Annotated in this window: 23 protein-coding genes; 18 read left to right on the forward strand and 5 right to left on the reverse strand. The window is 38.5% G+C overall.

From position 1 onward, the window contains the following. Positions 1–421: 421 nt before the first annotated feature. From EMK97_RS01415 to EMK97_RS01425, 3 genes are all read left to right on the forward strand, one after another. Complete coding sequence (locus EMK97_RS01415) at positions 422–1,465, forward strand: porin (protein ID WP_130598745.1); 1,044 nt, start codon at positions 422–424, stop codon at positions 1,463–1,465. Between the two features lie 238 nt (positions 1,466–1,703). Continuing rightward, on the forward strand, positions 1,704–3,545 hold the full coding sequence (locus tag EMK97_RS01420) for a sensor histidine kinase (RefSeq protein ID WP_130598747.1): 1,842 nt from the start codon (positions 1,704–1,706) through the stop codon (positions 3,543–3,545). A gap of 9 nt (positions 3,546–3,554) precedes the next feature. Next, complete coding sequence (locus EMK97_RS01425) at positions 3,555–4,919, forward strand: sigma-54-dependent transcriptional regulator (RefSeq protein ID WP_130598749.1); 1,365 nt, start codon at positions 3,555–3,557, stop codon at positions 4,917–4,919. A 104-nt stretch (positions 4,920–5,023) separates the two neighbouring features. On the opposite strand, the gene sbcB is transcribed toward EMK97_RS01425, so the two are convergent. Beyond that, positions 5,024–6,481, reverse strand: coding sequence for an exodeoxyribonuclease I (gene sbcB / locus EMK97_RS01430; RefSeq protein WP_246028850.1), 1,458 nt, complete (start codon positions 6,479–6,481; stop codon positions 5,024–5,026). A 364-nt stretch (positions 6,482–6,845) separates the two neighbouring features. Between sbcB and EMK97_RS01435 the strand changes: the two genes are divergently transcribed. The 5 genes from EMK97_RS01435 (at position 6,846) to EMK97_RS01455 (ending at position 10,210) form a co-directional block, all read left to right on the forward strand. After that, complete coding sequence (locus EMK97_RS01435; RefSeq protein ID WP_130598751.1) at positions 6,846–7,913, forward strand: CNNM domain-containing protein; 1,068 nt, start codon at positions 6,846–6,848, stop codon at positions 7,911–7,913. Between the two features lie 77 nt (positions 7,914–7,990). Then, the gene (locus tag EMK97_RS01440) at positions 7,991–8,254 is read left to right on the forward strand and encodes a DUF2999 family protein (protein ID WP_130598753.1); all 264 of its coding nucleotides are present in this window, start codon (positions 7,991–7,993) and stop codon (positions 8,252–8,254) included. A 5-nt stretch (positions 8,255–8,259) separates the two neighbouring features. Continuing rightward, a complete protein-coding gene (locus EMK97_RS01445) occupies positions 8,260–8,616 on the forward strand; it encodes a HopJ type III effector protein (RefSeq protein WP_130598755.1) in 357 nt (118 codons plus the stop codon). A 54-nt stretch (positions 8,617–8,670) separates the two neighbouring features. After that, positions 8,671–9,330 carry a peptidylprolyl isomerase gene (locus EMK97_RS01450; RefSeq protein ID WP_130598757.1) on the forward strand — a complete coding sequence of 220 codons (660 nt, stop codon included), beginning with the start codon at positions 8,671–8,673 and terminating at the stop codon, positions 9,328–9,330. Between the two features lie 133 nt (positions 9,331–9,463). Next, a complete protein-coding gene (locus EMK97_RS01455; protein WP_170176705.1) occupies positions 9,464–10,210 on the forward strand; it encodes a substrate-binding periplasmic protein in 747 nt (248 codons plus the stop codon). Here EMK97_RS01455 and EMK97_RS01460 read toward each other — a convergent pair. Further along, positions 10,207–11,031, reverse strand: coding sequence for a choice-of-anchor H family protein (locus EMK97_RS01460; RefSeq protein ID WP_130598761.1), 825 nt, complete (start codon positions 11,029–11,031; stop codon positions 10,207–10,209). The genes EMK97_RS01455 and EMK97_RS01460 overlap by 4 nt on opposite strands. A 222-nt stretch (positions 11,032–11,253) precedes the next feature. Between EMK97_RS01460 and EMK97_RS01465 the strand changes: the two genes are divergently transcribed. The 5 genes from EMK97_RS01465 (at position 11,254) to EMK97_RS01485 (ending at position 16,002) form a co-directional block, all read left to right on the forward strand. Beyond that, on the forward strand, positions 11,254–11,538 hold the full coding sequence (locus tag EMK97_RS01465; RefSeq protein WP_246028851.1) for a PepSY domain-containing protein: 285 nt from the start codon (positions 11,254–11,256) through the stop codon (positions 11,536–11,538). Positions 11,539–11,543: 5 nt separating this feature from the next. Beyond that, positions 11,544–12,221 carry a response regulator transcription factor gene (locus EMK97_RS01470; RefSeq protein ID WP_130598763.1) on the forward strand — a complete coding sequence of 226 codons (678 nt, stop codon included), beginning with the start codon at positions 11,544–11,546 and terminating at the stop codon, positions 12,219–12,221. Between the two features lie 24 nt (positions 12,222–12,245). Continuing rightward, positions 12,246–13,637: an ATP-binding protein gene (locus EMK97_RS01475; protein WP_130598765.1), complete on the forward strand. Its 1,392-nt coding sequence runs from the start codon at positions 12,246–12,248 to the stop codon at positions 13,635–13,637. A 91-nt stretch (positions 13,638–13,728) separates the two neighbouring features. Beyond that, a complete protein-coding gene (locus EMK97_RS01480) occupies positions 13,729–15,006 on the forward strand; it encodes a DUF3300 domain-containing protein (RefSeq protein WP_130598767.1) in 1,278 nt (425 codons plus the stop codon). A 66-nt stretch (positions 15,007–15,072) separates the two neighbouring features. Further along, the gene (locus EMK97_RS01485) at positions 15,073–16,002 is read left to right on the forward strand and encodes a P-loop NTPase fold protein (RefSeq protein ID WP_170176706.1); all 930 of its coding nucleotides are present in this window, start codon (positions 15,073–15,075) and stop codon (positions 16,000–16,002) included. A 43-nt stretch (positions 16,003–16,045) separates the two neighbouring features. Here the strand turns inward: EMK97_RS01485 and EMK97_RS01490 are convergent, their stop codons facing one another. Further along, positions 16,046–16,234 carry a hypothetical protein gene (locus tag EMK97_RS01490; RefSeq protein WP_130598771.1) on the reverse strand — a complete coding sequence of 63 codons (189 nt, stop codon included), beginning with the start codon at positions 16,232–16,234 and terminating at the stop codon, positions 16,046–16,048. Positions 16,235–16,498: 264 nt separating this feature from the next. Here EMK97_RS01490 and EMK97_RS01495 point away from each other — a divergent pair, with 264 nt between their 5' ends. Together EMK97_RS01495 and EMK97_RS01500 are read left to right on the forward strand one after the other, a co-directional pair. After that, entirely contained in the window at positions 16,499–17,041 is a 543-nt protein-coding gene (locus tag EMK97_RS01495) for a helix-turn-helix domain-containing protein (protein WP_130598773.1), read from the forward strand. A gap of 69 nt (positions 17,042–17,110) precedes the next feature. Beyond that, complete coding sequence (locus EMK97_RS01500) at positions 17,111–18,100, forward strand: questin oxidase family protein (RefSeq protein ID WP_130598775.1); 990 nt, start codon at positions 17,111–17,113, stop codon at positions 18,098–18,100. A 144-nt stretch (positions 18,101–18,244) separates the two neighbouring features. Here the strand turns inward: EMK97_RS01500 and pdsS are convergent, their stop codons facing one another. Both pdsS and pdsR read right to left on the reverse strand, forming a co-directional pair. Continuing rightward, entirely contained in the window at positions 18,245–20,443 is a 2,199-nt protein-coding gene (gene pdsS / locus EMK97_RS01505) for a proteobacterial dedicated sortase system histidine kinase (protein ID WP_130598777.1), read from the reverse strand. A 1-nt stretch (position 20,444) separates the two neighbouring features. Further along, positions 20,445–21,137: a proteobacterial dedicated sortase system response regulator gene (gene pdsR / locus EMK97_RS01510; RefSeq protein WP_130598779.1), complete on the reverse strand. Its 693-nt coding sequence runs from the start codon at positions 21,135–21,137 to the stop codon at positions 20,445–20,447. A 228-nt stretch (positions 21,138–21,365) separates the two neighbouring features. On the opposite strand from pdsR, the gene pdsO reads away from it, so the two are divergent. The 3 genes from pdsO to EMK97_RS01525 all read left to right on the forward strand — a co-directional run bounded on the left by pdsO (position 21,366) and on the right by EMK97_RS01525 (position 25,119). Beyond that, positions 21,366–22,148: a sortase-associated OmpA-like protein PdsO gene (pdsO, locus tag EMK97_RS01515; protein WP_130598781.1), complete on the forward strand. Its 783-nt coding sequence runs from the start codon at positions 21,366–21,368 to the stop codon at positions 22,146–22,148. Between the two features lie 322 nt (positions 22,149–22,470). Then, a complete protein-coding gene (locus EMK97_RS01520) occupies positions 22,471–23,511 on the forward strand; it encodes a tetratricopeptide repeat protein (protein ID WP_130598783.1) in 1,041 nt (346 codons plus the stop codon). A 246-nt stretch (positions 23,512–23,757) separates the two neighbouring features. Continuing rightward, complete coding sequence (locus EMK97_RS01525) at positions 23,758–25,119, forward strand: alginate export family protein (RefSeq protein WP_130598785.1); 1,362 nt, start codon at positions 23,758–23,760, stop codon at positions 25,117–25,119. The last annotated feature ends 13 nt before the right edge of the window (positions 25,120–25,132 follow it).

Below are 25,132 nucleotides of genomic sequence, written 5' to 3' on the forward strand. Positions count from 1 at the left end.
ATTGGAAACCACCCATAAAAAAAATCAGATGTGTGGGAAACCACCTGTAATAGCATTTGTATTAATTGTTATGACCAAGTGTTTTGAACGCATCTGAGTAATGTCGCTTTGGCTTAGTTTATATCGCTATAACCTTAGGAAATTTACACAGAGTGAGGCAGGGCGCTGTTGCTTGGTATTGTTCATTATGGGGGGATTTCTATACACAACTTATGCGCTTTCGGGTGAAATTTCCCCCGAATGGTAATTTTAGTAGTGAGGTGGTTTTTATTTAACCTTATGTTTGTAAAGCATTTATTGTGTTTTATTTCTGTTTGGGGAAATTGGCCTAAACATTGCGATAACAGAGATAAAGCTAAGCATTAGCGTGCTGTGGCTTACATAAAAAATATAAAAACTTCTTAATATAAAGGGGAAAACGATGAAGCATGTTCACACTGTCCAAACAAGTAAAACACTATTGTTAACGACACTCATACTAGCGAGTGCTAGTGCCAAGGCAACACAGGCGGAAAGTTCCTTCTATGGCTCATTACGTTTAGGGGCTGACTACGTTGATAGCGGCACAGCAGATGATGCGGTTAACGGGCGAGACTACTTAAGCCGTGTCGGCGTAAAAGCAAGTATTCAACTTGCTGAGAATATTACTGGTATAGGTAAAGTGGAATACGGCTTACGTGGTGATGATGGGGTAAATTTTAATCAAAATCAAAAGGCCGGTATGCGCCAGATATATGTTGGTTTAAAAGGTGATTTTGGTACAGTGACTTACGGCTCGCAAACCATTATATGGCATCAATATGTGCGAAGTGCCTATTTTTCTGATGCCTTAGATTCATTGCGCCAAGGGGCAATTCGTGATGATGATATGCTGCAATGGCAAAAAACTTACCATAATTGGAAGTTTGGCGCTGCTATTCAAACTGAGCAGCAAGATGGTGACTCGATTGATCAATACCAGTTAGCAGCACAATACCAAGCTCATGGTTTAAAACTTCAAGCAGCATTAGCAGCAGATCAGCAAGGAGAGAATACAGGTAATTTATATGGTGTAAGAGCTTGGTACGATATTTCAGACTCATTGACTGTGTCTGCTTTTTATCATTTAGCGGAGGACGATTTTGATATTTATAAAGGCAATTCATCTGGCAATGTCCGCTTAGTATCAGCCAAAGAGTCAGGGAAAGTGGGTGGTGTTACCTCATGTACCGATGAAGAACGCTCAACAGCAGGGCTATATGGTAAGTGGCGCCAGGGAGATAACCAGGTACATGCACGTTATGCCGTGAATGCTTGTGAAGTAAAAGGGGATGTCAGCTCAATCAAAGTGGAGTATATCCGCTACTTTTCAAAGAAATTCCGACTTTGGGCATCCTTTGAACAGCTAGATAATGATACGACACGTTTACCTTCAACGGGGGAAAATATGTCAGAGCTGCAATTAGGGGCAAGGTTTGATTTTTAAATTGATGCTAAGACTTGCTAATCTGCAATAAAAACAGCTGACAAAGAGCAACACTCGGTGTGAATTAGTCTAGTATTTGATATGAAACAAAGTATTAGCACAATGTTTAAGTCAGTAATGTTTTATAGTGAATAATATAAAATAATTATCGTTGAATAAGCAAATAGTGAATTCAATTGGTATCACAGCTTAACCCTGCTATTGCAGGGTTTGTTTTATCAGGATTAGGTAAATTTTTTTGGCTTTTAACAGTAAATCGACGAATAAAAATTACATTTTATCCACTTTGGTGGTGATTGGCTTATTGCTAGCCATTGAACTCACTCAGGTGATTGGTTTACGTCATGCGTATCAGCAAATGCACCAGCAATCAAGCCAACAGCTTGCCAGTTTAGTTAGCTATATAGAGAATATACTGGGTCGCTTTGAAAAAATTCCTGAGGTGTTATCGAAACACCCGTTATTAGCGCAAGTGCTAACTTCACCTGATGATCAAAGTAATGTTATCAGGTTAAATCAGCTCTTAGCTGAAATTCGCACTATGACACAAGCATCTGATATTTACCTTATTAATAGCGCGGGCATTACGGTTTCAGCGAGTAATTATCAACTGGATACCTCGTTTATTGGTATGGACTTTACCTTTAGACCTTACTTTCAGCAGGCAATGCAAGGAGGGTTATCTCGCTATTATGCGGTGGGTTTAAGTAGCGCCAAGCGAGGGTTTTATTATGCTTACCCAGTTATTGCACAAGGTGACATTGTTGGCGTGATAGCGTTAAAAATTAGTATTGCGCAAATTGAACAGCAGTATAAAAAAACACTATTAACCGATAGTTTTAATTTCTTAATTGTTGCCCCCGATGATGTGGTTTTTATTTCAGATAGAGAGGAGTGGCGCTTAAAAACGATTGGTGAGTTATCAGCGAGTAAACGGGCAAAAATCATTGCCGCTAAGCGATACACAGACAAGAGTATCACAGCCCTTAATGTCTCCGATATCTCTAACCACTATTTGCCTAAAGGGCTGGACAGTAAATTATTGCAAATATCGTCAAAACATAAGCAAGAGCAGGTTTTTGCTATGCAAACATTGATGAAAGCCGCGAATTGGCAAGTGCATTTGTGGAGCTCTTTAGCCCCGATTAAAAAGCAACGAGCCTTGCTGATTATATTGAGTGCTTGCGGTTATTTATTGGTGGTGTTTTTACTGTTATTTGCCAACGAAAGGCTAAAGAATGCAAGAAGGTTGAAGCAATCTCAACAGCTGCTCGAGCAAAAAGTAAAAGAGCGTACCGCGGACTTAAGTGCAAGTAATGTTAAGTTGCTTGAAGAAATAGCCCAGCGTAAGCAAGCGCAAACGCAAGTTGAAAAAATGCAAGAAGAGTTAATTCAGTCTGAAAAACTGGCTGTGATTGGTAGTATGTCTGCTGGTATTAACCATGAAATTAATCAGCCGTTAACGGCGCTACGTAGCTATTCTGAAAATGCTCTTGCTTATCAAGAGCGCAATATGACAGATAAAGTAAAGAAGAACTTAACCCTTATTGTTGGCTTAGTTGATCGCTTAAGTGATATTGTCAGTCAATTTAACAGTTTTTCTAAAAAAAGTACCGGGGTTGCTAGTTTAGTGAATGTGCACGCTAGCATTATGGCTGCACTAAGTATTGTTAAGCATCAAGCAAAAACTGCTTCGGTAAAGCTTACCCTAGCGCCTTGCTCAGAAGAGTTGCATATATTTGGTGATGCCGTGCGTTTTGAGCAAGTGTTGGTTAACCTATTAAGTAATGCCATTCAAGCACTTAGTGAGCAAGAAGACAAGCAAGTAACCATTTCCACCTATGAGAATAACGCATTAGTTTTTATTGAAATTAGAGATAATGGTCCTGGCATTTTAGCTGATAATATCGATCGAATCTTTGAAGCATTTTTTACCACCAAAGAGAACTTTGGTTTAGGGCTTGGTTTATCAATATCACACCGTATTATTGAGTCAATGCAAGGGCAGCTCAAAGTGAGTAATCATCAAGAAGGTGGTGCAGTGTTTACCATTAGCCTACCAATTAAGCAGGTTTTGTAAGGAAGTATTATGGATACAGTTAGTTTAGGCCATGTTTTTGTCATTGATGATGAAGAACATATTCGCAGCGCAATTGAGCAGGTCTTTGAGTTACAGGGCTTTTCAATACAGAGCTTTTCAGACGGCACTGAGCTATTGAGTCAGCTTAGTAATACTTGGCCTGGCGTTATTATTAGCGATATTAATATGCCTAAAAAAGATGGTCATCAATTAATGGAGGAAATCAAAGCCATTGATGCTGACATACCAACCATTTTATTAACTGGCTTTGGCGATATATCTATGGCGGTAAAGGCAATGCGTAATGGCGCATATGACTTTATTGAAAAGCCTTTTAATAATGAGCACTTAGTCGATACGGTAAAAAGAGCACTCGATAAACGTACTTTAGTGCTTGAAAACCGTCAGCTGAAAAAAGAGGTAGAGACTCATTGCTTACCTGGCCCTAGAATTTTGGGTAATTCACCTAAGATAGTACAGATGCGCAATATTCTTAATCAAGTGATGGATGCACCAGCAGATATTATGATTGATGGTGAAACCGGTACAGGTAAAGAGTTAGTGGCACGCTATTTACATGATCATAGTATACGCCGAGATAAAAATTTTGTTGCGCTAAATTGTGGCGCGATACCTGAAAATATCATTGAAAGTGAACTTTTTGGTGCAGAGCCGGGCGCTTATACCGGTGCTGATAAAAAGCGTATTGGTAAATTTGAATATGCCAATGGCGGGACTTTATTTCTTGATGAGATTGAAAGTACCCCCATGGCGTTACAGGTGAAATTACTCAGAGTGCTTGAAGAGCGAAAAGTTGTTCGTTTAGGTGCGAATGAGGGCATTAATCTTGATATTAGAGTGATTGCGGCAACGAAAGTAAATTTACTCGAACTCTGTGAGCAGGGGCTATTTCGCGAAGATTTATATTACCGGTTAAACCTAGTGAAGGTTGATATACCGCCACTGAGAGAACGTATTGAAGATGTTCCCTTGCTTTTTTTACACTTTACTCGAGTTGCCTCGGCGCGCTATAAAAAAGAGCTGATCCCGTTATCACAAGAGCATAAGGCGCAATTATTAAGCTATGAATGGCCTGGTAATGTCCGAGAGTTACGTAATTTAGCTGAGCGTTATGTGCTACTAGGAGAAGCGGCAGCGTTTAACTTAAACACTACTATGTGTGCCAGTACCATGCACGTTAGTATGGGGCTGACCCAAAGAGTTGAATTTTTTGAAAAATTCTTAATTGAAGAAGCATTAGCCAACAATGAAGGCTGCATTAAAGATACAATGGCTGAGCTTAAGCTGGCGAGAAAAACCCTCTATGACAAAATGAAAAAGTACCAGTTAGAGCGCAAGACATATCAAGAGTAAAGGCTTGATAGCTACACGTACCAGAACTAACGATTAAGAGCCTGCCAAGTCATTTGTTAGGCTCTTTATCTTTGATATTGTTGGAGGACTTGAGACTACTGACATCAACCTTGAATGTAGTCATATAAGGCTTTAAGAACAGACATTTTACCTTTATCTTCTTCATGCTCATGAGCCAAGTTTTCAATTTTTATCATAAACTCGTCGGCACTTAGGATACCTTTACCGCCATAGAGCAGTTTATTTTGACAATATTGTTGCCACTTTTGTTGCTCATCATTGGTGAGTGTGTGTGGGTAATTTCTGGCTCTAAAACGAAATAGCAGGGTAGTGAGTCGCTCATCTTGAAATTGAAATGGGTGGCTTGCCAATTGCTCAGGCGCTAAGCCATGCAGAATGTCCATTTGCGCTTTATCGCTGTGGCTAAAGAAATTGCCACCATAAAGGGCATGCTCGGCATCGACTTGTTCATTATCAAAACTCTCAGCGGCGAAGACATCACTTAGTTTATCTCTTAATTCAGTATGTTGCTTTAATCGCTGCAAATTCTCTAAGCACATTTCTCTTGGAATAGTTAAGCGCTCAGCATTTTCCGGTAACAGAGTTTTCGCTGGTGCTATGACCGGGCATTTATTGGTATGGATTAACTTTACTGGGATTGGCTTTTCATTAGGAGCTAAATCATCATAGCGAGTATATAAGCGTGTTTTTATTTCGTTAGCGGTGAGTTCAAGCAGAGGGCTAATATCACGAGCAAGATCAACACATATCACAGCATTTTTATTAACAGGATGATAACTAATAGGAGCAAACCAGCTAGTACAGCCATGTGCGGAAGAAATCTTTGATGAGGTATGCACCACTGGCGTCATATCAGCGACATTAAGCAGCTCTGCTACCTGTTTTTTATTTCTAAGATTAAAAATAAATTCATATAACTTAGGCTGCTTTTCTTTAATTAATTTAGCCATGGCAATAGTGGCATAGACATCACTCATGGCATCATGGGCTGCTTCATGTGCTATGCCATTGGCTTGAGTTAATAATTCTAAGCGAAAGCTAACCACTTGCTCACCATCGCGCTCAATGGTTGGCCATTCTATGCCTTCAGGGCGAAGCGCATAACAAGCTCGCACCATATCAATAATATCCCAACGGCTATTGCCGTTTTGCCACTCGCGTGCGTAAGGATCATAAAAGTTGCGATAAAAAAGATAGCGACTAACTTCATCATCAAAGCGAATATTGTTATACCCGGCAACACAGGTATTGGGTTGTGAAAATAAGGCTTGAATGCGCGCGGCAAACTCTGCTTCGGTTAACCCTTCTGCCTGTGCTTTTTGTGGAGTAATACCAGTAACAAGGCATGCCTCAGGATGCGGTAAATAATCAACGGGCGGCTGACAGTAAAACATCTCAGGCTCACCAATAATATTTAACTCTAAATCGGTACGAATACCCGCAAATTGAGATGGTTTGTCATATTTGGGCGATACCCCCCAGGTTTCATAATCATGCCAAAGGATGGTGGGCTGAGATTCACAGTCACTGGTTTGCATCATAGTCTTTTAAAAATCATCTTTTATTGATATTGCTGCGGCGAACTATAACACGGCTTTTTGTTAATGTAGAAGGTTCTATGGTGATCATTGTTATGATTAATGTTGCACATTATCAACTTGTTTAAATGCGTAGTCGAATGTGTCTGATATTTCTTTACATAATGAATGAAATATTACTTGAACAAATTGATGGTTAAATTAGAGAGCAAATCATCGTATTAGGGCACCTTGGTGTTAAGAAAGTCAGTTTATGCCATGTTATAAAAGAGATTTATTTTTGTTAACTTGATACTATTAAGCGTAATCACTGCGCGCTGATTTGGTTAGCGTTTTTTGTAAAGACTCGGAGATTGATTGACTTAAAATGACATTACTTATTATTTATCTCGTCATTGCTATCGGTGTATCTTTTTTATGTTCTATTTTAGAGGCTGTTTTGCTTTCCGTTACTCCCACCTTTGTTGCGCAAAAGCTAGCGGCCAAGGTGCGTGGTGCTAAATTACTCGCTAAGGTAAAAAATAATTTAGATAAGTCTATTTCGAGTATTTTGATCTTAAATACTTTTGCTCATACTATGGGGGCTGCTGGGGTTGGCGCGCAAGCCATTAAAATATACGGCGAGCAAAAAGAAGCTTTGATCGCATTTTTATTAACCCTAGCGATTTTGTATTTTTCAGAAATTATACCTAAAACCCTTGGTGCTACCTTCTGGCGTATATTAGCCATTCCGTCTGCGTATATGATTTCGTTTTTGGTTAAGTTGGTTTACCCGCTGGTGTGGCTTTCTTCATTACTGACCCAAGTATTTGGCAGTAAAAATAAAGATGTTGTTACTAGAGAAGAGTTATTGACGGTTGCAGCGATGAGTCGAAAAGAAGGCGCATTAAATAACCAAGAAAGTCAGATGCTAGAAAATATTCTGCAGCTAAGAGATACCAAAACAGAAGATATTTTAACTCCTCGCAGTGTTGTCCATGCACTGCCACAAGAAACCACAATTTCTGGCGCTATATCTAAAGAGCAAACCGCTAATTTTACCCGCATTCCCATCTATGATGGCTCAATTGATAATATCACTGGGATTATTATTAAAGTGCAACTGTATGAGCTGGAGCGACAGGGAAAAGGAGAGCAAACTTTAGCGAGTATTGCTAGTCCAGTGGAGCGAGTATCAGAAAATCTACCGGTATTAAAGCTATTAGATAGGTTTATTAAGCGTCATGAGCATTTGTTTATTGTTGAGGATCATTTTGGACAAACAGCGGGTGTTGTGACGTTAGAAGATGCCATTGAAACTTTCCTTGGCCGAGAAATTGTTGATGAAAGTGATCAAGTAGAAGATATGCAAATGTTAGCTAAGGCTAAGTATCGCCAACGGTTAAAAGAAACTAATTCTATTGTGATTAAAGATAATGATGAATCAAAATCTTAAGTGAATAGCCTAGTTTTCTTTTGAGTAATTTTGTTAGAATGCCGCAACTTTACTCTTTGTAACTTAGTGAGAAGTTTATGAATCCAATAATTCAACAATTACAAGAATCAAATGTCAGTCAAGAAAAAATCAATGAGCTTTTTATCGCGTTGACTGATAACCCTATGATGGCAATGGGCTTGATAGGTCAACTGGGTATTCCAGCAGAAAAATTACAAGCATTAATGGCTTTGGTTATGAGTCAACCACACCTGATTAAAGAAGCGGTTGATGAGTTAGGTTTAGATTTTTCCAAAGTAGAACAAGCAAAAGCAAAGCTTGCTCAAGAAAAGCAGGATTAGCCTAAATGAAAGATGATGCTAAAGTACTCCTGTCAGATTTAATCGCGCAGTTAAATACTACGCCTGAGCAAGTGCAGTTTACGCAAGTTATGACGGTGATTGACTCGCTTTATCAATATCAGCCTACTGAATTTAGTAATGGCGCTGTTATAAATAAGGCGGGTGAAAATGAAGGTTCGTGTAAGATTTTTTACTTTGCTAAGTTAAATAATTTATCTGAGCAACAAACACTGCATTGCTTTGGTGATTATTATCGCCTTGATGTCCTGGAAAACCCTCAAGGTAATGATCATGGTAATATACGTAATTTTATCAATACTGGTTGGTCTGGTATCGCTTTTGCTGATGTAGCATTAGGTTAATATGCTTATTTAGTACGCTTATTGAAAAAATAATAAAAAGGTTAAGTAATAGCTATGAAACTATTAAAGCAATTAGGTGTTATCTCGGTTATTGTCTTTGGTTTACAAGCATGTTGTGGACCTGATTTAGCAATCAAACAAGCGCAACAATTTATCAATAAGCAGGCGATTGATAAAACGGATAAGCAATGGAAAACAAGCTTGTCTAAGCCGCCCAAGTTTACTTTTAACCACACTAAAGATTACTTCTGGGAGTTAGAAACGAATCAAGGCAATATCAGTATTAGATTATTTGCAGATACCGCGCCTATGCATGTATCAAGCACAATTTATTTAACTAAATTAGGTTTTTATGATGGCTTAACATTTCACCGGGTTATCCCTGGTTTTATGGCGCAAGGTGGTGACCCTATAGGTAATGGTCGCGGTAATCCTGGTTATAAATATCAAGGTGAGTTTGAGCAAGGTAAAAGCCATGACAAGCCAGGTATGTTAAGTATGGCCAATGCAGGCCCTGGCACTGATGGTAGTCAGTTTTTTATTACCTTTGTACCTACAGTATTTTTAGATGGTAAGCACACGGTATTTGGTGAAGTGACTAGTGGGCTTGATGATACGCTAGCAGCCATTGAAAAATTAGGTAGTCGACGAGGTAAAACTCAGCAGCCTGTTATTATTAATAAAGCCAGCATTAAGGTTGTTGATAAGAAATAAAACCAACAAATATTGCATTTATATTCCCTTGTGAATATATTGAATGCTCATTATTGTGGTGCTGTCTTCAGGTTTTAATTGTCGCGTGTTTCTCATTTCAAATAGACCAACTTTAGTGGGGAAGCTGCTAAAGTTGGCATCAATATATGCCTTTGTTTTTTCTTTTCAATTTGCTTATGCAGAAAAAATTACGGTAGTCACAGAGTATTTACCACCATTTCAACAACCTAATGATGATGGTTCGCTTGGTGGTTATGCTACCGAAGTTTTACATGCACTTTTCGCGTTAACGGGTGATGAAGCCGACATTCAGGTCATACCTTGGGCACGAGCGTATGATAAAGCGCTGAAAGAGCCTAATGTATTGATTTATTCTATCGCTCACACTAAAGAGAGGGCGAGATTATTTCATTGGATTGGCGCGTTAAGGTATGAAAATTTCTATTTTTGGGGCTTAAAAACTAAGTTTACGCAACCTTTTCAGGCGTTAAGTGAGCTTAAAGCAATTTCAATTGCTGCGCCTAATGGTCACAATTCTGATGAGTATTTAACTTCTCAAGGATTCACTAATATTTACCGTGTGGTAAAAAGTGATCAACAAGTACAAATGCTATATCACAACCGTGTTGATATGGTGTTAGGCAATAGTTTAATCATTAAAAGCCAAGCTCAGGCGTTAGGGTATTCCCCTGAGCTGTTAATTAAACTGATGCCAGCGTATGAGTTAAACAACTCACTTGATATTGCCCTAAGTAAATCGTCAGATCCTAATTTGGTAAAGCGACTACAAAAAGCCTTTCGACATTTAATCGGCTCAGGCAAGCTTGCTGAAATTAAAGCTAAGTGGTCAATTGCTGATGATTTAGCGCAAGTCTATTAGTCACGTAAATTAAGCGAACGGATCAAAAAAGCCCCTAAACATAAAATCCATAATATATAAAAGCTACCGCCGTGTGTTACCACCACATCATTAACGTACAACATATCATTTTCACTACTTTCTAACGGTAAAGCATATAGCGCATTATTGTCGTCGCTACTATAACTTGCCACTAGCTGATTGTTATCAGCGCGATAAAGATCAATTAAAATATCATAGTGATCGGCAATATAACCTTGCTCAAGCGTGGTTGATACTTCGTATTCGTCTTGGTCTGAATCTAGGTATAAGGTAAATATTTCACTCGAGTAATAGTGCTCCCAAGGACCACCATTTCGACTTAAATAAAGTGAAGCATAAACATCGGCATAGTCGCTATAGCCATAAGGAAAGTAGTCGGCATCAAAAACAATACTAAAGCTTTGATGGTAACCATCGCCATCAATATCGGCTTCAAGGTAGCTAAAGGCATCATAAATAATGAATTCCCCCTGATGTAGCTGTGCTGATTGGCTTTGCTTTACCTCAAGTTGTTTAGCTGCTGTTTGCAGGCTTAGGCTTTGCTGGTTTAAGTTTTGCAGATGCTGCTTGCGCGGTATGGGAGAGTAGGTAACTTTACTTTGTTTATCTGTGCTAGGTTTTTGTGATAAAGCAGTAACTCTACCTAGGTTTGAAACTTGTTTTGTCCCAACAGCTTCTGGAGGTTGATTGTTCTGCTCAGTGGCTGAATGAGCGAAAAGTGACGTTAAACTAAGCATCGCAGTTAAATATGCAGATATAGCTCGTTTAAGTGATGGCGCTAACATTAAATGATTTAGCATAGGAATACCTCATGTAGTTAGTAGAATATGTGTTTCTTTACTTAATCATGTTGATGCTTACCGTTGGCTGAACACCAACCAAGACAATATTCAGCTTGCATTAAGCTTGTCAGGTTATGCTCACTATGGTTTGAGAAAAATAGCGATTGTGAAGGTTTCTATCAGCAGGCAGATATTTTACACTAACAATAGTTATTGCTTTTCATGCATAGGGGCATGTAAATGAAGGTATTAAGTTTTATTGGAATGATGGCTTTATTAGGCTTTTCTGTTGAGTTGCAGGCATATCAACCTGTAATGTACGCACAAGCTAAGGCTAATCATAATCAACTTAAAGTTACCAGTGCTTCTCAGGCTGCTCACCTTGTCAAAAGTCGCTTTGGCGGTAAGGTACTCAAAGTGAGTAAAAGTAAAGGGAATACCGGGTATCGTGTTAAGTTAGTGAAAAAAAATGGTCATGTTGTTTCTGTTTTTGTTGATGCGAAAACCGGTAAGATTAAAGGGTAATAACCATGCGTTTGTTAATAATAGAAGATGATTTAGCCTTACAGCAAAATCTTAAAAATGCATTAGAATCTGTTGGTTACTCGGTTGATTTGGCAAGCGATGGCGAAGAGGGACTTTTTCAAGCGACAGAGTATGATTACGATGTCGCTATGATTGATGTTGGCTTACCTAAACTTGATGGCATCAGTTTAATTAAAAAAATACGCGCTCAAGGGATTAAATATCCGGTATTAATATTAACTGCGCGTGATCATTGGCAACATAAAGTGGAAGGGTTAGATGCTGGTGCAGATGATTATCTAACTAAGCCATTTGAATCTGGCGAATTAGTTGCCCGATTGAATGCATTAATACGGCGCTCTGCTGGGCAAGCAAGCCCTGAAATTTCCAATGGTGTGTTAACCATTAACACTGCGAGTTTATCGGTTAAAGTTAATGATAAAGCGGTAAATTTAAGTAGTTCTGAGTATCGCTTGTTGGAATACTTAATGCTAAATAAAGGCCAGGTAAAGTCAAAGTCTGTCTTAACTGAGCATATTTATGATCAGGATTTTGATTTAGATTCTAATGTTATTGAGGTGTTTATTCGCCGTTTACGCAAAAAACTTGATCCTGATAGTCAATACAACTTTATCGAAACACACCGTGGCGCTGGTTATCTTCTTCGTGATTTAGAATGTTAATGTAAATGCGAGCGCAAATAAAAAATGTTTAAAAACCAGTTAAGGCATTCATTAAAATTACGTTTAATCGTCAGCGCTGGTTTAATGATCATATTACTCTTGCCGACAATAGGCGTGATCCTGAGCAATGTCTTTGAAACAAGGTTAACTCGCAGTGTTGAAAATGAGTTAAGTGCTTATAGCTATTCTATTTTAGCGGTGGCTGAAGTTGAAAATGGTTACTTGTTGATGCCAGAGCAACTGTTAGAAAACCAATTTAATATCAGTCAATCGGGCCTTTATGCGCTGATTAAACCGATAAAAACTGGCGAAAAAACCTCTAAGCTCTTGCAAGAAGAGCATGCGCTTTGGCAATCTCCTTCTTTGCTTGCTGTAATGAATATACCTTTACTGCCGCAACCTGAGGTGGGCAAAAACAGTTTTACTACTGTACAGTTTGAGCAGCAAAGTTACTTTGTTTACAGCTATAGTGTGAGCTTCAATTACCTTATAAGTGAAAATGACAGTGGTGAATTGCCATTTACTGTACACATTATCAAAGATAAACAACCACTAGATGCCTTAGTTGCACAATTTCAGCAGCAATTGATATTGTGGCTGATTATTTTGATGGTGGCCTTAATGTTGATACAAGCCATTTGGCTAAAGTGGACGCTAAAGCCATTGGCAAGTTTAAAGCACGAGCTAGCTGAGATAGAGCAGGGCAAGCAAGATGCATTATCTAATAGTTACCCCATTGAAATAACACCGTTAACAACACAGGTTAATTTGCTATTAAAAACTGAGCAAGCTCAACGAAAACGCTATCGTAACGCGCTCTCTGATTTGGCGCATAGTCTAAAAACGCCACTTGCTGTTATTCAAAGTCAGCAAGAGGACTTCACTGGTAATGCTGAGCAATTACACATTATTAATCAAATCATTGAACATCAATTAAAGCGAGCACAAAGTGCTGGCGATTCTTCTTGGCACATAGGTGTTCAAGTGGCAGAAGTCATCAAGCCCTTGCTGAATAGTTTAACTAAAATTTATCATGACAAAGCAATACGCTTTGATGTTCAAGGAGATGACGAGGTTATTTTTAAGGGGGATAAAGCCGATTTGTTTGAGATTTTAGGTAATGTGCTAGATAACGCCTGTAAAGCAGCAAAAACCTGCGTTGCGGTGAGTATTTTAGTAGAACAACATCATTTGAGTTTTATCATTGCCGATGATGGCGCAGGCATAACTGAGCAACAGGCCGAGCTTATTATGAGTCGCGGTGTTAGAGCTGATACTTATCAACAAGGTCATGGTATTGGGCTTGCTATTGTCAGGGATTTGCTAGCGAGTTATCAAGGTTCGATTACCATTGGTCGCAGTGATAAATTAGGTGGCGCTGAGTTTTTCATTCAATTTCCTTATCAACATAGATAATAATCAACACGCCTTAATATTTTCTCCTTCACGTTCAGTTTTCGTTCAGTTGCTTAGCCTTAATATAAGCTAAACTATTAAGGGGTGGCTTATGAAAACATATATCTTTACTAGTCTGCTATTGATGATGGTAACGCTTAGCTCTGTGGCTTTTGCGTCAGATAATAGCAATAACAGTCAAGTATCATCGCCAACAACGCAAGCAGAGCTACAGCAAATACTTGCGCCTATTGCGTTATATCCAGATGCATTATTAACACATATCTTAATTGCTTCAACTTATCCGCTTGAAGTGGTGCAAGCGCACCGCTGGCTTGAGCAGAATCCCGATTTGGATTCAGAGCAACACTTATCTTTAGTAGCAAAATATCAGTGGGATGAAAGTATTGTTGCGCTGTTAGCCTTTCCATCAGTATTGCAGCGACTTAATGATGACTTGAATTGGACGCAACAATTAGGAGAAGCCTTTTTAGCTGATGAAGCTTTATTGCTATCAAGTATTCAAGCGCTGAGACAACAAGCAGACGATGCCGGTAACTTAGATAAAATGGCGAATATTAATGTCGAGCGTGAACAAGCGCATATTATTTTAACGCCTGTAGAAAAGCATATTGTTTATGTTCCATACTATGATACTCGCATTATTTATGGTCGTTGGCATTGGCGACATTATCCGCCAATATTTTGGGCTGCGCCAGTTGGCTTACATACCTCATATTATTATCACAGACACCATCACCCATTTTATTGGCACACAGGTATTCATATTCGTCATCATTTCTTTTTTAGTAGTTTTCACTGGCATAATCGCTATGTGGTTATACATCACTCAAGAAAACCTCATTACCGACATGTCACTCGCTATAGCAAGAAAAGCGTAAGTACTGGTGGCAGTCGATGGCAGCATAAAAAACATCATAGACGAGGTGTCAACTATACTAACAAGGCATTACATAAGCGCTACCACAGTGCTAAGGTAAGCAAAGGGCATCAAAACACTAGACAATTTACTCGGGTTAAATCAAACCTAAACAAAAATAAAGTGCATGCTATTAAGCATAATAATCGAGTAGTTAAAGCTAACACTAAAACCAATAAACAGACTTTAGTAAAACAACCCCATCAGCGAAGTGTCAACAAGGTGCCAGTAAGGACAAAACCTAGCAAACAGGGCACGTTTAATCGCAGTACTAGTAAGCAAAAACATGCTGTAACTCATACAAAGCAAAAGCAAACCATGGTGAGAAAAAGTCAGTTAAGACAAAACGCCAGTAAAAGTGTTGCCAATACGCGAACGGCTCAAGTTAACCGTAGTCGCTCTGTTAATCACAGCAGTAAAAGTCAGCATAGGGTGCAGAAGCATAGATAGAATAGCTTTAACCGTTTTGTTTGCTTTATTATGTCGTATCACGTAAAAAAAAGAGTATAACTGTTTGTGTTAAGTCGATTTATTAACAAACATAATTTAACGGATCACTTTAAAGATAATGCATTAACTTATTGGCACCCTTTGGCTGACGAGATAGTCAATTGGTGTCAACATCAATATCAACAGCATACGCCTATTTTTGTTGGGGTAAATGGTTGTCAGGGCAGTGGTAAGTCAACCTTATGTCAATACTTAAAACAATACTTACACAATAACTATCAACTGAATGTGGTGTGCTTATCGCTTGATGATTTTTATTTATCATCTAACGAAAGAGCAAAGCATGGTAAAAGTATTCATCCGTTATTCGCCACCCGAGGCGTGCCGGGAACGCATAATATTCCATTGTTAACACATATCCTCAATAAACTAACTGCCTTATCTGAGCGCCAAGAATTAACCTTACCTCAATTTGACAAGTTAACTGATGAGCCGCTGGCGATAGATTTTTGCCCGAAAATAGCCGGTAAAGTAGACGTTGTGTTATTTGAAGGCTGGTGCTGGGGTGTTGCTGCACAAGATGATAAACAGTTAACTGTACCGATTAATCGTTTAGAAAAGCATTATGATCCGTTACTAGTTTGGCGAAAGACGATTAATCAATTATTAAAACAAGACTACATGCCGTTATATCAGCAGATGCATTATTGGCTGATGTTAAAAGCGCCAAACTTTGATTGTGTATATCAATGGCGTTTAGAGCAAGAGCAGAAAATGCTTACGCAGTATCGAGCTAAGTCAGCAAAATCATTAATGACCAACAAGTTGCTTAAAGCAATGTCGGCTGAAGAGGTTGCGAGTTTTGTTGAGTATTTTCAGCGGCTAACTGAACATGCATTGATTGATTTGCCACCTAAAATGGATAAGGTATTTATCTTAAATGCTAACAGGGAAGTGATTGGGGTACAGAGTAAAACGAGAAAAGAGCAAATGTAATTGATGTGCATTGAGCGCATCAATTACATCAACTTAAAGGCTATTAAGCGCGAGCTTCTTTAGCTTCAAGCGTACAAGATTTTTCTTCTTCGATAAGACCAGCTTCAACAGCGTCAATTGCACGTTGGTCATGCTTGTTTGGTGGACAACCACACGTATGATCACTTACGTTGTGTAAACGAGCTTGTTCTAAATGCCATTGTGCTACTTTGATATGTTGATCAACATTCATTTTATTTTCTCCAGGACAAAAATTTAATTGCGATCTAATCGCGTCATTTCAATGAAACTTTTATCTTAGTCGCTGCGAAACGCTAAGATGTTGGCATTGTAATTAAAATTTTGCCAATGTCTACGTGTATTTAGCTAAAAATGTTGTAAATATAGAGTTTTGTTTTAATATTGGAAAATAATAGTGTCTAATGTTGATATCTTGTAGTTTTGTACATTAAGACACATAGGTTTATTTAATTTGCTGATATAAAGAGAGATGTCTATGAGCAACCCAATTAGCGATGGCATTAAAAGCTTGCGTAACCAACATAAGTTGACGCAAACCAAATTAGCAGAGCTTGCGGGCATACCAAGAGCGACACTTGCCAATATGGAGAGTGCCCAATCAAATCCGAGTATTAGTTTAGTGGTTAAAGTGGCGCAGGCTTTAGGGGTAAGTGTGGATGATCTTATCAGTAAGCATCCCGCTGCGCATGTAACTGAAGTTGAACGGGCTGATATGCCTGTACTGCACTTAGATGATGGTAAATTCTCTAGCACTAAAGCAAGCCCAATTAGTACGCAAAATTTACAAATCAACGATATCAGTATGATGCCGTCATGTTATTGCAAAGGCGTGCCTCACCCTGAAGGCAGTCATGAGTTATTTCTTTGTTTAGATGGTATCGCAACGGTTGAAGTGCAAGGTGTGAAATATCAAGTTGAAGCAGGCAACCTTATTTATTTTCACGGTCATCTGCCGCATTGTTATGGTAATGAAGGGGTTAAGCCTGTACATGCGGTTGCCGTTGTTTATATGGCTTAAGTTAGCTTATATTAATTTGAAAAATCAAAAATTTTAGATAGCCTAGGACAGTATTTTACTGAGGAAATTATGGAAGAAATAACACAGTTAAATTCATTGCTTGAAAAAGTTGCTCGCTATCAGCCCTCATATGGCGGCGGACTAGCCACTCATCTGCCCATGGTGCTAATCGCTTTAAATAAATTGTCTGCCCCCAATGCGAAGCTGGTAGAAACATTCCATAACAGTGTCGATAATTTAGAAGTTATCGGTAGCCTAGATAAGGTTGATATGGTGGCAAATATTGAAAGTGAATTAGGCAATAGCAAGAGCTTTAAACGCTACTTAAAGTATTTTCAACATCAATTAGCACAAAACACTATCAAAGCGGTGCTTGAAAAGTCACTGCCAATTTTGATTTCAGGCATAGCAGCATCGGCATTTCATGGCTTGATCAGATTAGCTTATGCCCTTGAAGCAAACAGTCGAAGTGAAATTGCTATTGCCCTTGCATATTGGAGTGCAGAATATCAGCCGTTTGAGTTGCTTGAGGAGACAACTAGCGAAAGGTTAGCAGATATTTTGACTCGATTAGCTCCGCTTGGGGAGCACTATGATTTTTCGCCGGGTATTATTGTTAACAGAATGAATGAAATAGCTGAGTTATTAAAAAGTCATCGCTCGGTTATACAACCTGCAGCTATTGATTTAGAAACCTTGCAGCAGTTTGCTTTAAAATCATTTTATTTATCGGATGATTTTACATTGTTACATACAGTAACGGGGTGTCATGCCTTTTCAATTATTCTCCCTTTTCTTAAGAACGAAGAGCTCGCACTACGACAGCTGTGGAAAGCTATACTCGTCGCTTATTTAAGCACTGGCCTTGGCTTTAAAGATGAAAAACTTAACATACCAGCATGTGATGTAGACTTTGAGCAACTGAGAAGCAATGCATTACAATCAAAAGACTCTCATATAATAAAACTGGTTTATAGTTGTCGAGCAGAGTATCAAAAGAGTAATAAGCCATTGTATTACTTAGTCGCCAAACGTGCTGTTTTTGCTCATCTTGGCTAACTAATACCAATTTGATCAAATACTTAATTAACTTGGTATAAAATATTCTGCTGGCTAGACACTCGCTGCTATTAGTTTATGTGCGGTTAAAGTCTCTTAGCTAAATGGTTAGCTCAAGATAAGCTCAAGATATGCACAGTCTAGTTATTGTTTGGCAATGGGTAAGCTAATGGTGATGGTTACGCCATCGGGTTGATAATTATTATCTGCGCGAATCTCCCCTAAATGAAATTGGCAAATTAAGCGAGCGATATAAAGTCCTAAGCCTAAATGAGGCTGTGTTTGCTTTTTATTTGGCCGGATAGAAACCATAGAGTCAAATAAGCTGGTTAGCATTTGCTCAGGTAAGTGAATGCCATTATTGATAATTTGCATGACAATGTACTTTCCTTTAAGAGAGACGGTAACCGTAACCTTGTTATCTTCACTAAATTCTACAGCATTACCTACGACTTTATCTAAAAGCTGCACTATATGTTCAGCAGAGCCAGTTATGGTGCAATCATCGGGTAAGCTATTATCAGTCACTAATTCGATATGATGTTTTGGATAGATATGTTGATAACCTTGGCAGCAACCTTGAATAAGCTTAATAATGTCTACGGCACTTTTTTCTGTATTCACTAGCATTTGCTCAAGGCGAGTCGCTTCACTCATATTGGATAATATTTCGTTTAAGGTGTTAATACCTGTTTGTGCTCGTTCAATATAGAGGTTCTCTGAAGCTTGATTTTGCTGTAACGATAAATTTTCTAATGAAGTTTTGACTACAGCAATGGGCGTTCTTAGCTCATGCGATAACCGTGCTGACATATTTTCTAGGTAGTGATTATATTGTTGCAATCGCTTGATTGCCCGAGCAAAGCTGCGAGATAAATCACCGATTTCATCGTTGGTTTTAGAGATAGCAATATCAGACTTGATGCGACCATGTTCATCAATAGCTTGTTCAGCTTGGCTGCTTAGTTGTCTAATTCTGCTGGTGATCCTACTGGCGAAAAAGACAAAGGTTAACGCGCCAAGTAACATTATTGCCAGTATGATAGTAAATAGTTTCTCTAAAGCTTGATTGCGTAAGGTGCGAATACCGTTTGTTGTTTCTTCTACAATTACTGCGCCTTTAACATTATTGTTAATAAAAATAGGGTAGGCTGCAGATAAAACTAATGCCTGTTGATCTGTCGTTAAGCGCCATTGTGATTTTGCATGCCCAGAAAGGGCACTAACAATATGATCGCCAGTTAAATGCTGAGCATCATAGAGTTTATCTATAAAATCAGTAGGTGGCTTAGTCAGTATTTTGTAATACAAGGGCAACAGCACTGAGTTTTTAAACTGCTGCCAGTATTTACTGGAAATAAGTGGTTGCTCTGATATTTTACTTGATTGCCAAAAGCCACTTGCCGTTTTTAGCGAGCCGGCACTGGCTAATACGCGGTGGTGGTGATCAACAACCCAAATACTTGAGTTGGTATGGCGCATACCATTAACAATACGTTCAATCTCGGGTGAAGGCACCAAAATAGTGCCCAAAGTACTAGCACTTTGTGGGTTGGCTGAGCCAATTTGACTGAGAACTTCGCCATTTTCCTCATCGACATCATTAAAAGCAAAAGCGATTTTATCGCCAACGGCTTTTAACGGGATACGCATTTCAATATTGTAACCTGTGGGTGTTAATAGCCAATGTCCTTGTATCATAGGCTGTGGTATCAGGGTGTCTTTATTTGCTTGCTCTGAGGGGATGAGCTCAAAAGCGGATAGCCAGCCAGCCTGCTTATTACTGACAATAAAGCGCCTAAATTGACCACGATTATTAATAAAGGATAATTGCATATGATCGTTATGGGTTATGCTTCTTGCGTTTGCGCCACGAAAAATGGTGTGGTTGTCATTAACTTTAAAGAACAAGTATAAGTATTTGTCATACTTACCTAAACTGGCAGTAAAGTTTAAGCTAGCTGCTAAGTTACCATCTAAGTTATTGCTTTTACTAAATAGTATATTGTCGTTGCCATAATAGTGTTGACTATGTTCTTTTGTCGGCCAGTCGTGAATTAAACCATCTAATTGGATTGCTTCTTTAAGCTGATAACCGTAGAGATCTTTACCTTGTTCAACGCTCGGTAAAAAACTCGCTTGATTATTAAACAGATTAGGGCGTTCATGCAGCGCTGTTGCTAACGCTCTTGCTGTGCCGACTAAGGTTTGTTCTTGGCCATAGCGTAAATATTTTTCCATTTCCCATACATACTGATAGCCAAACCAAGGAATAATAAAGAGAAAGCTTGAAAGTAATAATAATTTCGCTCTAAGACCAAAACGTAATTTAAACGACGACATGCTAATGAGTGTTCCAGCGATAGCCCATACCATATACTGTTTCAATACAGTCGAAGTTGTCATCTAAAGAGAGAAATTTCTTTCTTATGCGTTTGATGTGTGAAGTGATGGTACTGTCGTCAACATAAATTTTTGAATCAGTCATTAGTTGATTGCGGTTTTTCACATGGCCCGGGTGTTTAGCTAAAGCATGGACTAACCAAAATTCAGTTACGGTAAGATCAATGGTTTTTTGTTGCCAGGTAATTGTCATACGCTGGCTGTCTATTGTTAAATCTCCTGTGTTTAATATATGGTCGGTGTCTATTGGCTTTTTAAGGGCATCTTCTCGGCGAAATAGGGCTGATATACGTGCAGTTAAATGCGGCAAACTAATATCTTTAGTTAAATAGTCATCAGCACCAATTCTAAGACCTGATACTGTATCAAAGTCATTATCTCTGGCGGTTAGAAAGATAATAGGTAATGTTGCAGATAAGTTTCTAAGCTGCTGACATAGGGTAAAGCCACCGTCATATTCATCATCAAGGCCGATATCTAAAATAACTAAGTTTGGTAATCTTAGATTAAATGCTTGTGTAGCGCTTGCTCTGTTTGCATAGGTTTGTACTTGATAACCTTGACTGCGAAGTACGTCAGCATAATTTTCTCTGATGGCTGCCTCATCTTCAACAATTGCAATTCTTTTGCTCATTCTCTTTAACCGATAACGTCTTAATTTATTTGGCAACTATATCGAATAAATTCGCTTGATGCGCCTAATTTTTGAAATTGCCATTTTGTTGCCACATTTGCTCAGCACATTGTCATAGTTGCGCCACTAAAGCATCAGTTTACTTAGGTTTAATTAAAAGCGTTCACACAGTAACTAAAACTTAAAACAGATAAACATATTCAATCTTGAAATAAAGAGGTCATTAACATGAAAAACTTAAGTTCTAAAAAAGTAATGCTTTCAGCGGTATTAATGTCAACACTAGCTGGTGCGCCTATATTGGCGACAGCAGGTGAAACCACGAAGGCTATGCCAACGGCACAAGAGCTACATCAACAGCAACAAGATGTGGAAAATATTGGTTTTGGTAGTGGTTTGCTTGTTGGTGCTGTGGTTGCAGGGCCAATAGGCGCGTTTGTTGGCGGTATTGCGGGTAATTTTATTGCCAAGCACATTAATGCCAAAGATGAGGTTGAGCTATTAACTGAAAATTTAGCTTATGTAAAAGAAAGCCACCTTGAGCAGGTGAGTGAATATGAAAGTAAATTAGCTCGAACTGAGCAAGAGCTGCAAACCCAACTCAGTATGCTTGAGCATAATGAACGTCTATCTGAGCAATTACAAGCAGAAAACTTGCTGATGAGTTTACAGTTTTCAACAGGTTCCAGTGATATTGCCGCCCATTATCAAGAACAAATTTCTGCTTTAGCCCAGATATTAAATAATGCACCAGACATGAAAATCGATTTATCTGGTTATACGGATCTAGCTGGAGAAGAAGAACAGAATCAGTCGTTATCGCAAGCGCGGGTCGCATCGGTTAAAACTTTGTTAATGGCTCAGGGGGTAGACGAGCAACAAATTCAAACCTTTGCTTATGGCGAAAAATCTCCCGTGGTCGCAAATAGTGAACGCGAAGTGAGCTTTTATGATCGCAGGGTAGTGTTGAAATTGCATAAGCCTAATAGTCAGATGGCGCAACGTAATTAGCATTTTAAATTAAACAATTGTTCTAATTTTTTTGGGGAGGTACAATAACCATTTAGAATATATAATAAAAATTTAAGCAGGTCAGATACAACTATTTGACTTGCTTTTTTATTATTGTGTTGTATAAAATATACACATGTAGACCGCTATTTTACTGGCTTTGAGTGACACTTGTAGTAATTGACATAGTTTTTATAACGTAAGTACGAAAAATACGGTACTAACAGATTGAAAAATAAGTAATGTGTTAACATGAAATTAACGCTTGTATAATTTGTGTTCGAATGGTATTAATGGAGCAAAATAAAAAGAAGGAGCGGTTATGCCACAAGCAGCAATTCGCCAATATGAGGAAGACGAACTTTTGCCAGAAGGTGAAATAAGTCAGCAAGAATCGGTTGAACAGTTAGATGTTATTGACGAAATCTCTGATGAAAATCAAGAGGTTAAACAAACTGTAACTCAAGATGAATCAGGCACATGTCAAGGGGAGTACTATCACTATACGGTTGATAAGTCAGACCCAGATCCATGGTTAAAAAAGCATAGATTCAAAATTCTTACAGTTGTGTTATTACTCGTGGCTGCAGCCGTAGGTAATTGGCTTTATGAAAAAAATAAATTACACGAGCAAACAAAAGCTTATGTAGCTTCACCTGTTATTGGTGATTTGTATTATCTTGATTTTCGTTTAATACAAGATAATTTACGTCCGTCAGAAAAATTTAGAATGGCGAAAGTAACTGATATCACCGGTGACATTGTTACGGTGAAATACAGTAGCTATTTCTATTTACAAGAGCATGAGCTAAATGAAGCGATTCGCTATGGTCAGTTGCGTTTTGGTCGTTTTTTCCAAGAAAGAAGACATGACTTTAAAATTGCTACGCTTGAAAGCATGATCGAAAGCGGTGCTATTGTTTTAGCAAGACGTCCGGAAGGAAATATGCTTGACGGTAATGTCGTTATTCCAGATAAACAATTTGCTAATAAGAATAGCTTGTTTATTCCTGGTAAAAAAGAAAATGCTGCCGGTATGGAACTACTTAAGCTGGGTGGTGTAGTAAATGATGAGCAAGCTTATAAGCAATTTTCAAAATCAGCGGCACAAGGTTATGCGCCAGGTTTAGTTAATTTAGCTCAGCTGTATCTCACGGGTAAAGGGGTAAGTGAAGATAAATACGAAGCACTTGCGATATTGAAACAAGCAGCTTTACAAGCACACGAACCTGCAGTACTTAAATATTCAATTATCTGTAAGCAATTAGAATCGTGCCAAATTGAAGATTTCTATCAAGAGTTAGTACGTTCAGGTGTTAATATTAAGTTCTCAGAAACAGCTGCGCCTGCGAATATAAAATAACAGTCTAATTTCGTTTATTAGCAAAAATGCTCAACGTTTGTTGAGCATTTTTTTTACCTTAAAATCACACCTAACTCGCATATAGCTTACTTTCATTTAGCTAAGTACTTATCTTTTGTGACATTTATCAAAAACCTTGATTTAAATCAATAATGACACTAACCATGCAAATGATAGTTATTTTCATTTGCAATTGCAGTTTATTGTTACTATCATTGCGCAAATTTGTAATCGTGAGTGGTCGTAATGAAAGTTTCATTAATTCAAAAATCTTTATTGCTTGCCTTGGCAATATCAGCTCCTAGCTATGCATCAGATAAGGTCGTATTAGAAAACGCAATCAAAGCACAAAAGCAACAACTTGCTGAAATTGAGAAGAAATTAGCAGAACTTGAAGCTAAACAAAGTCAAGTTGTAGCCCTTGAACACAATAAAGCTAATCAAATAAGTGCAAGCAAAAATTGGCAGTTAAATTCGTACGGCAGTATTTTGTATAAGAGTGAGGAGATTTTTCGAAATATTCAAGATACCGATCCTGAGCGTCGTGCCCGCACTGATATTGAGCGTGTAGTGATTGAGTATGTTTACGATGTTAACAGTAAATGGCAAATTGAAGCAGAAATTGAATATGAACATGGCGGTACAGGTGCCGCATTGGAATACGATGGTTTTGAAGAGTTTGGTGAGTTTGAAACCGAAATTGAAGCAGGCGGCGAAATTATCGTTGAAAAGCTTCAGGCAAAATATACACACAATGATAACTTTGCTATCAAAATGGGGCATATCTTTGTTCCTGTTGGTATAGGTACCGATTTACACAAACCAGATGAGTATTTAACAACTGAGCGTCATTGGAGCGAAGCTAGTTTAATTCCACAAGTGTGGCATGAGACGGGTGTTAACTTTATTGGCAAATGGCAAAACATCACAGCACAAGCATTAGTCACTACGGGCTTAAACTCGGAATATTTTCGAACATACAATTGGGTCGCAACAGGTCATCAAAAGCGCTTTGAACAAGTGAATGCGGATGATTTAGCGTTAACGCTTCGTTTAGATTATGGCGATATCAAAAAAGGCAAGGGTGTCGGCTTTAGTTTTTATACGGGTGATACTACCGGTAACCGTAATAATTCCAACAAAGTTGAGGGCGATGGTAACCTGACAATTTTTGGTATTCACGGGGCTTACAGTTACGAAAACTGGTTAGTTCGCGGCCAATACTTATTTGGTCAACTTGAAGATAGCCAAGCCATCACCAATGCCAATAAAACCACACCAGGATTAAAACCAGGCAATTTTGCACAACTTGGCAGCGAAGCTGAATCTGCATTTGTTGAATTAGCTTACAACAGCCAAAGTCTTTTTAATTTATCTACACCCTTATATTTCTTTACTGGCTATGAATATGCCAACCCAATTAAAGAAGTAGAGCAAGGCAATGCAACCAGTAGATTTGACACCCAAGAAATCTCGATTGGTGTTAACTACTTACCTATGAAAAATCTTGTTTTTAAAGCGCAAGTTGCTGAGCAAATGTATGCGCAAGACAATTTAGATAATACCTCAAGTTTTAGTCTTTCAATGGGCTATTACTTCTCAATTTAAAAATAACTGTTAA

Origin of the sequence: Litorilituus sediminis (genome assembly GCF_004295665.1) — a bacterium.
In the GTDB taxonomy this organism is placed as follows: domain Bacteria; phylum Pseudomonadota; class Gammaproteobacteria; order Enterobacterales; family Alteromonadaceae; genus Colwellia; species Colwellia sediminis.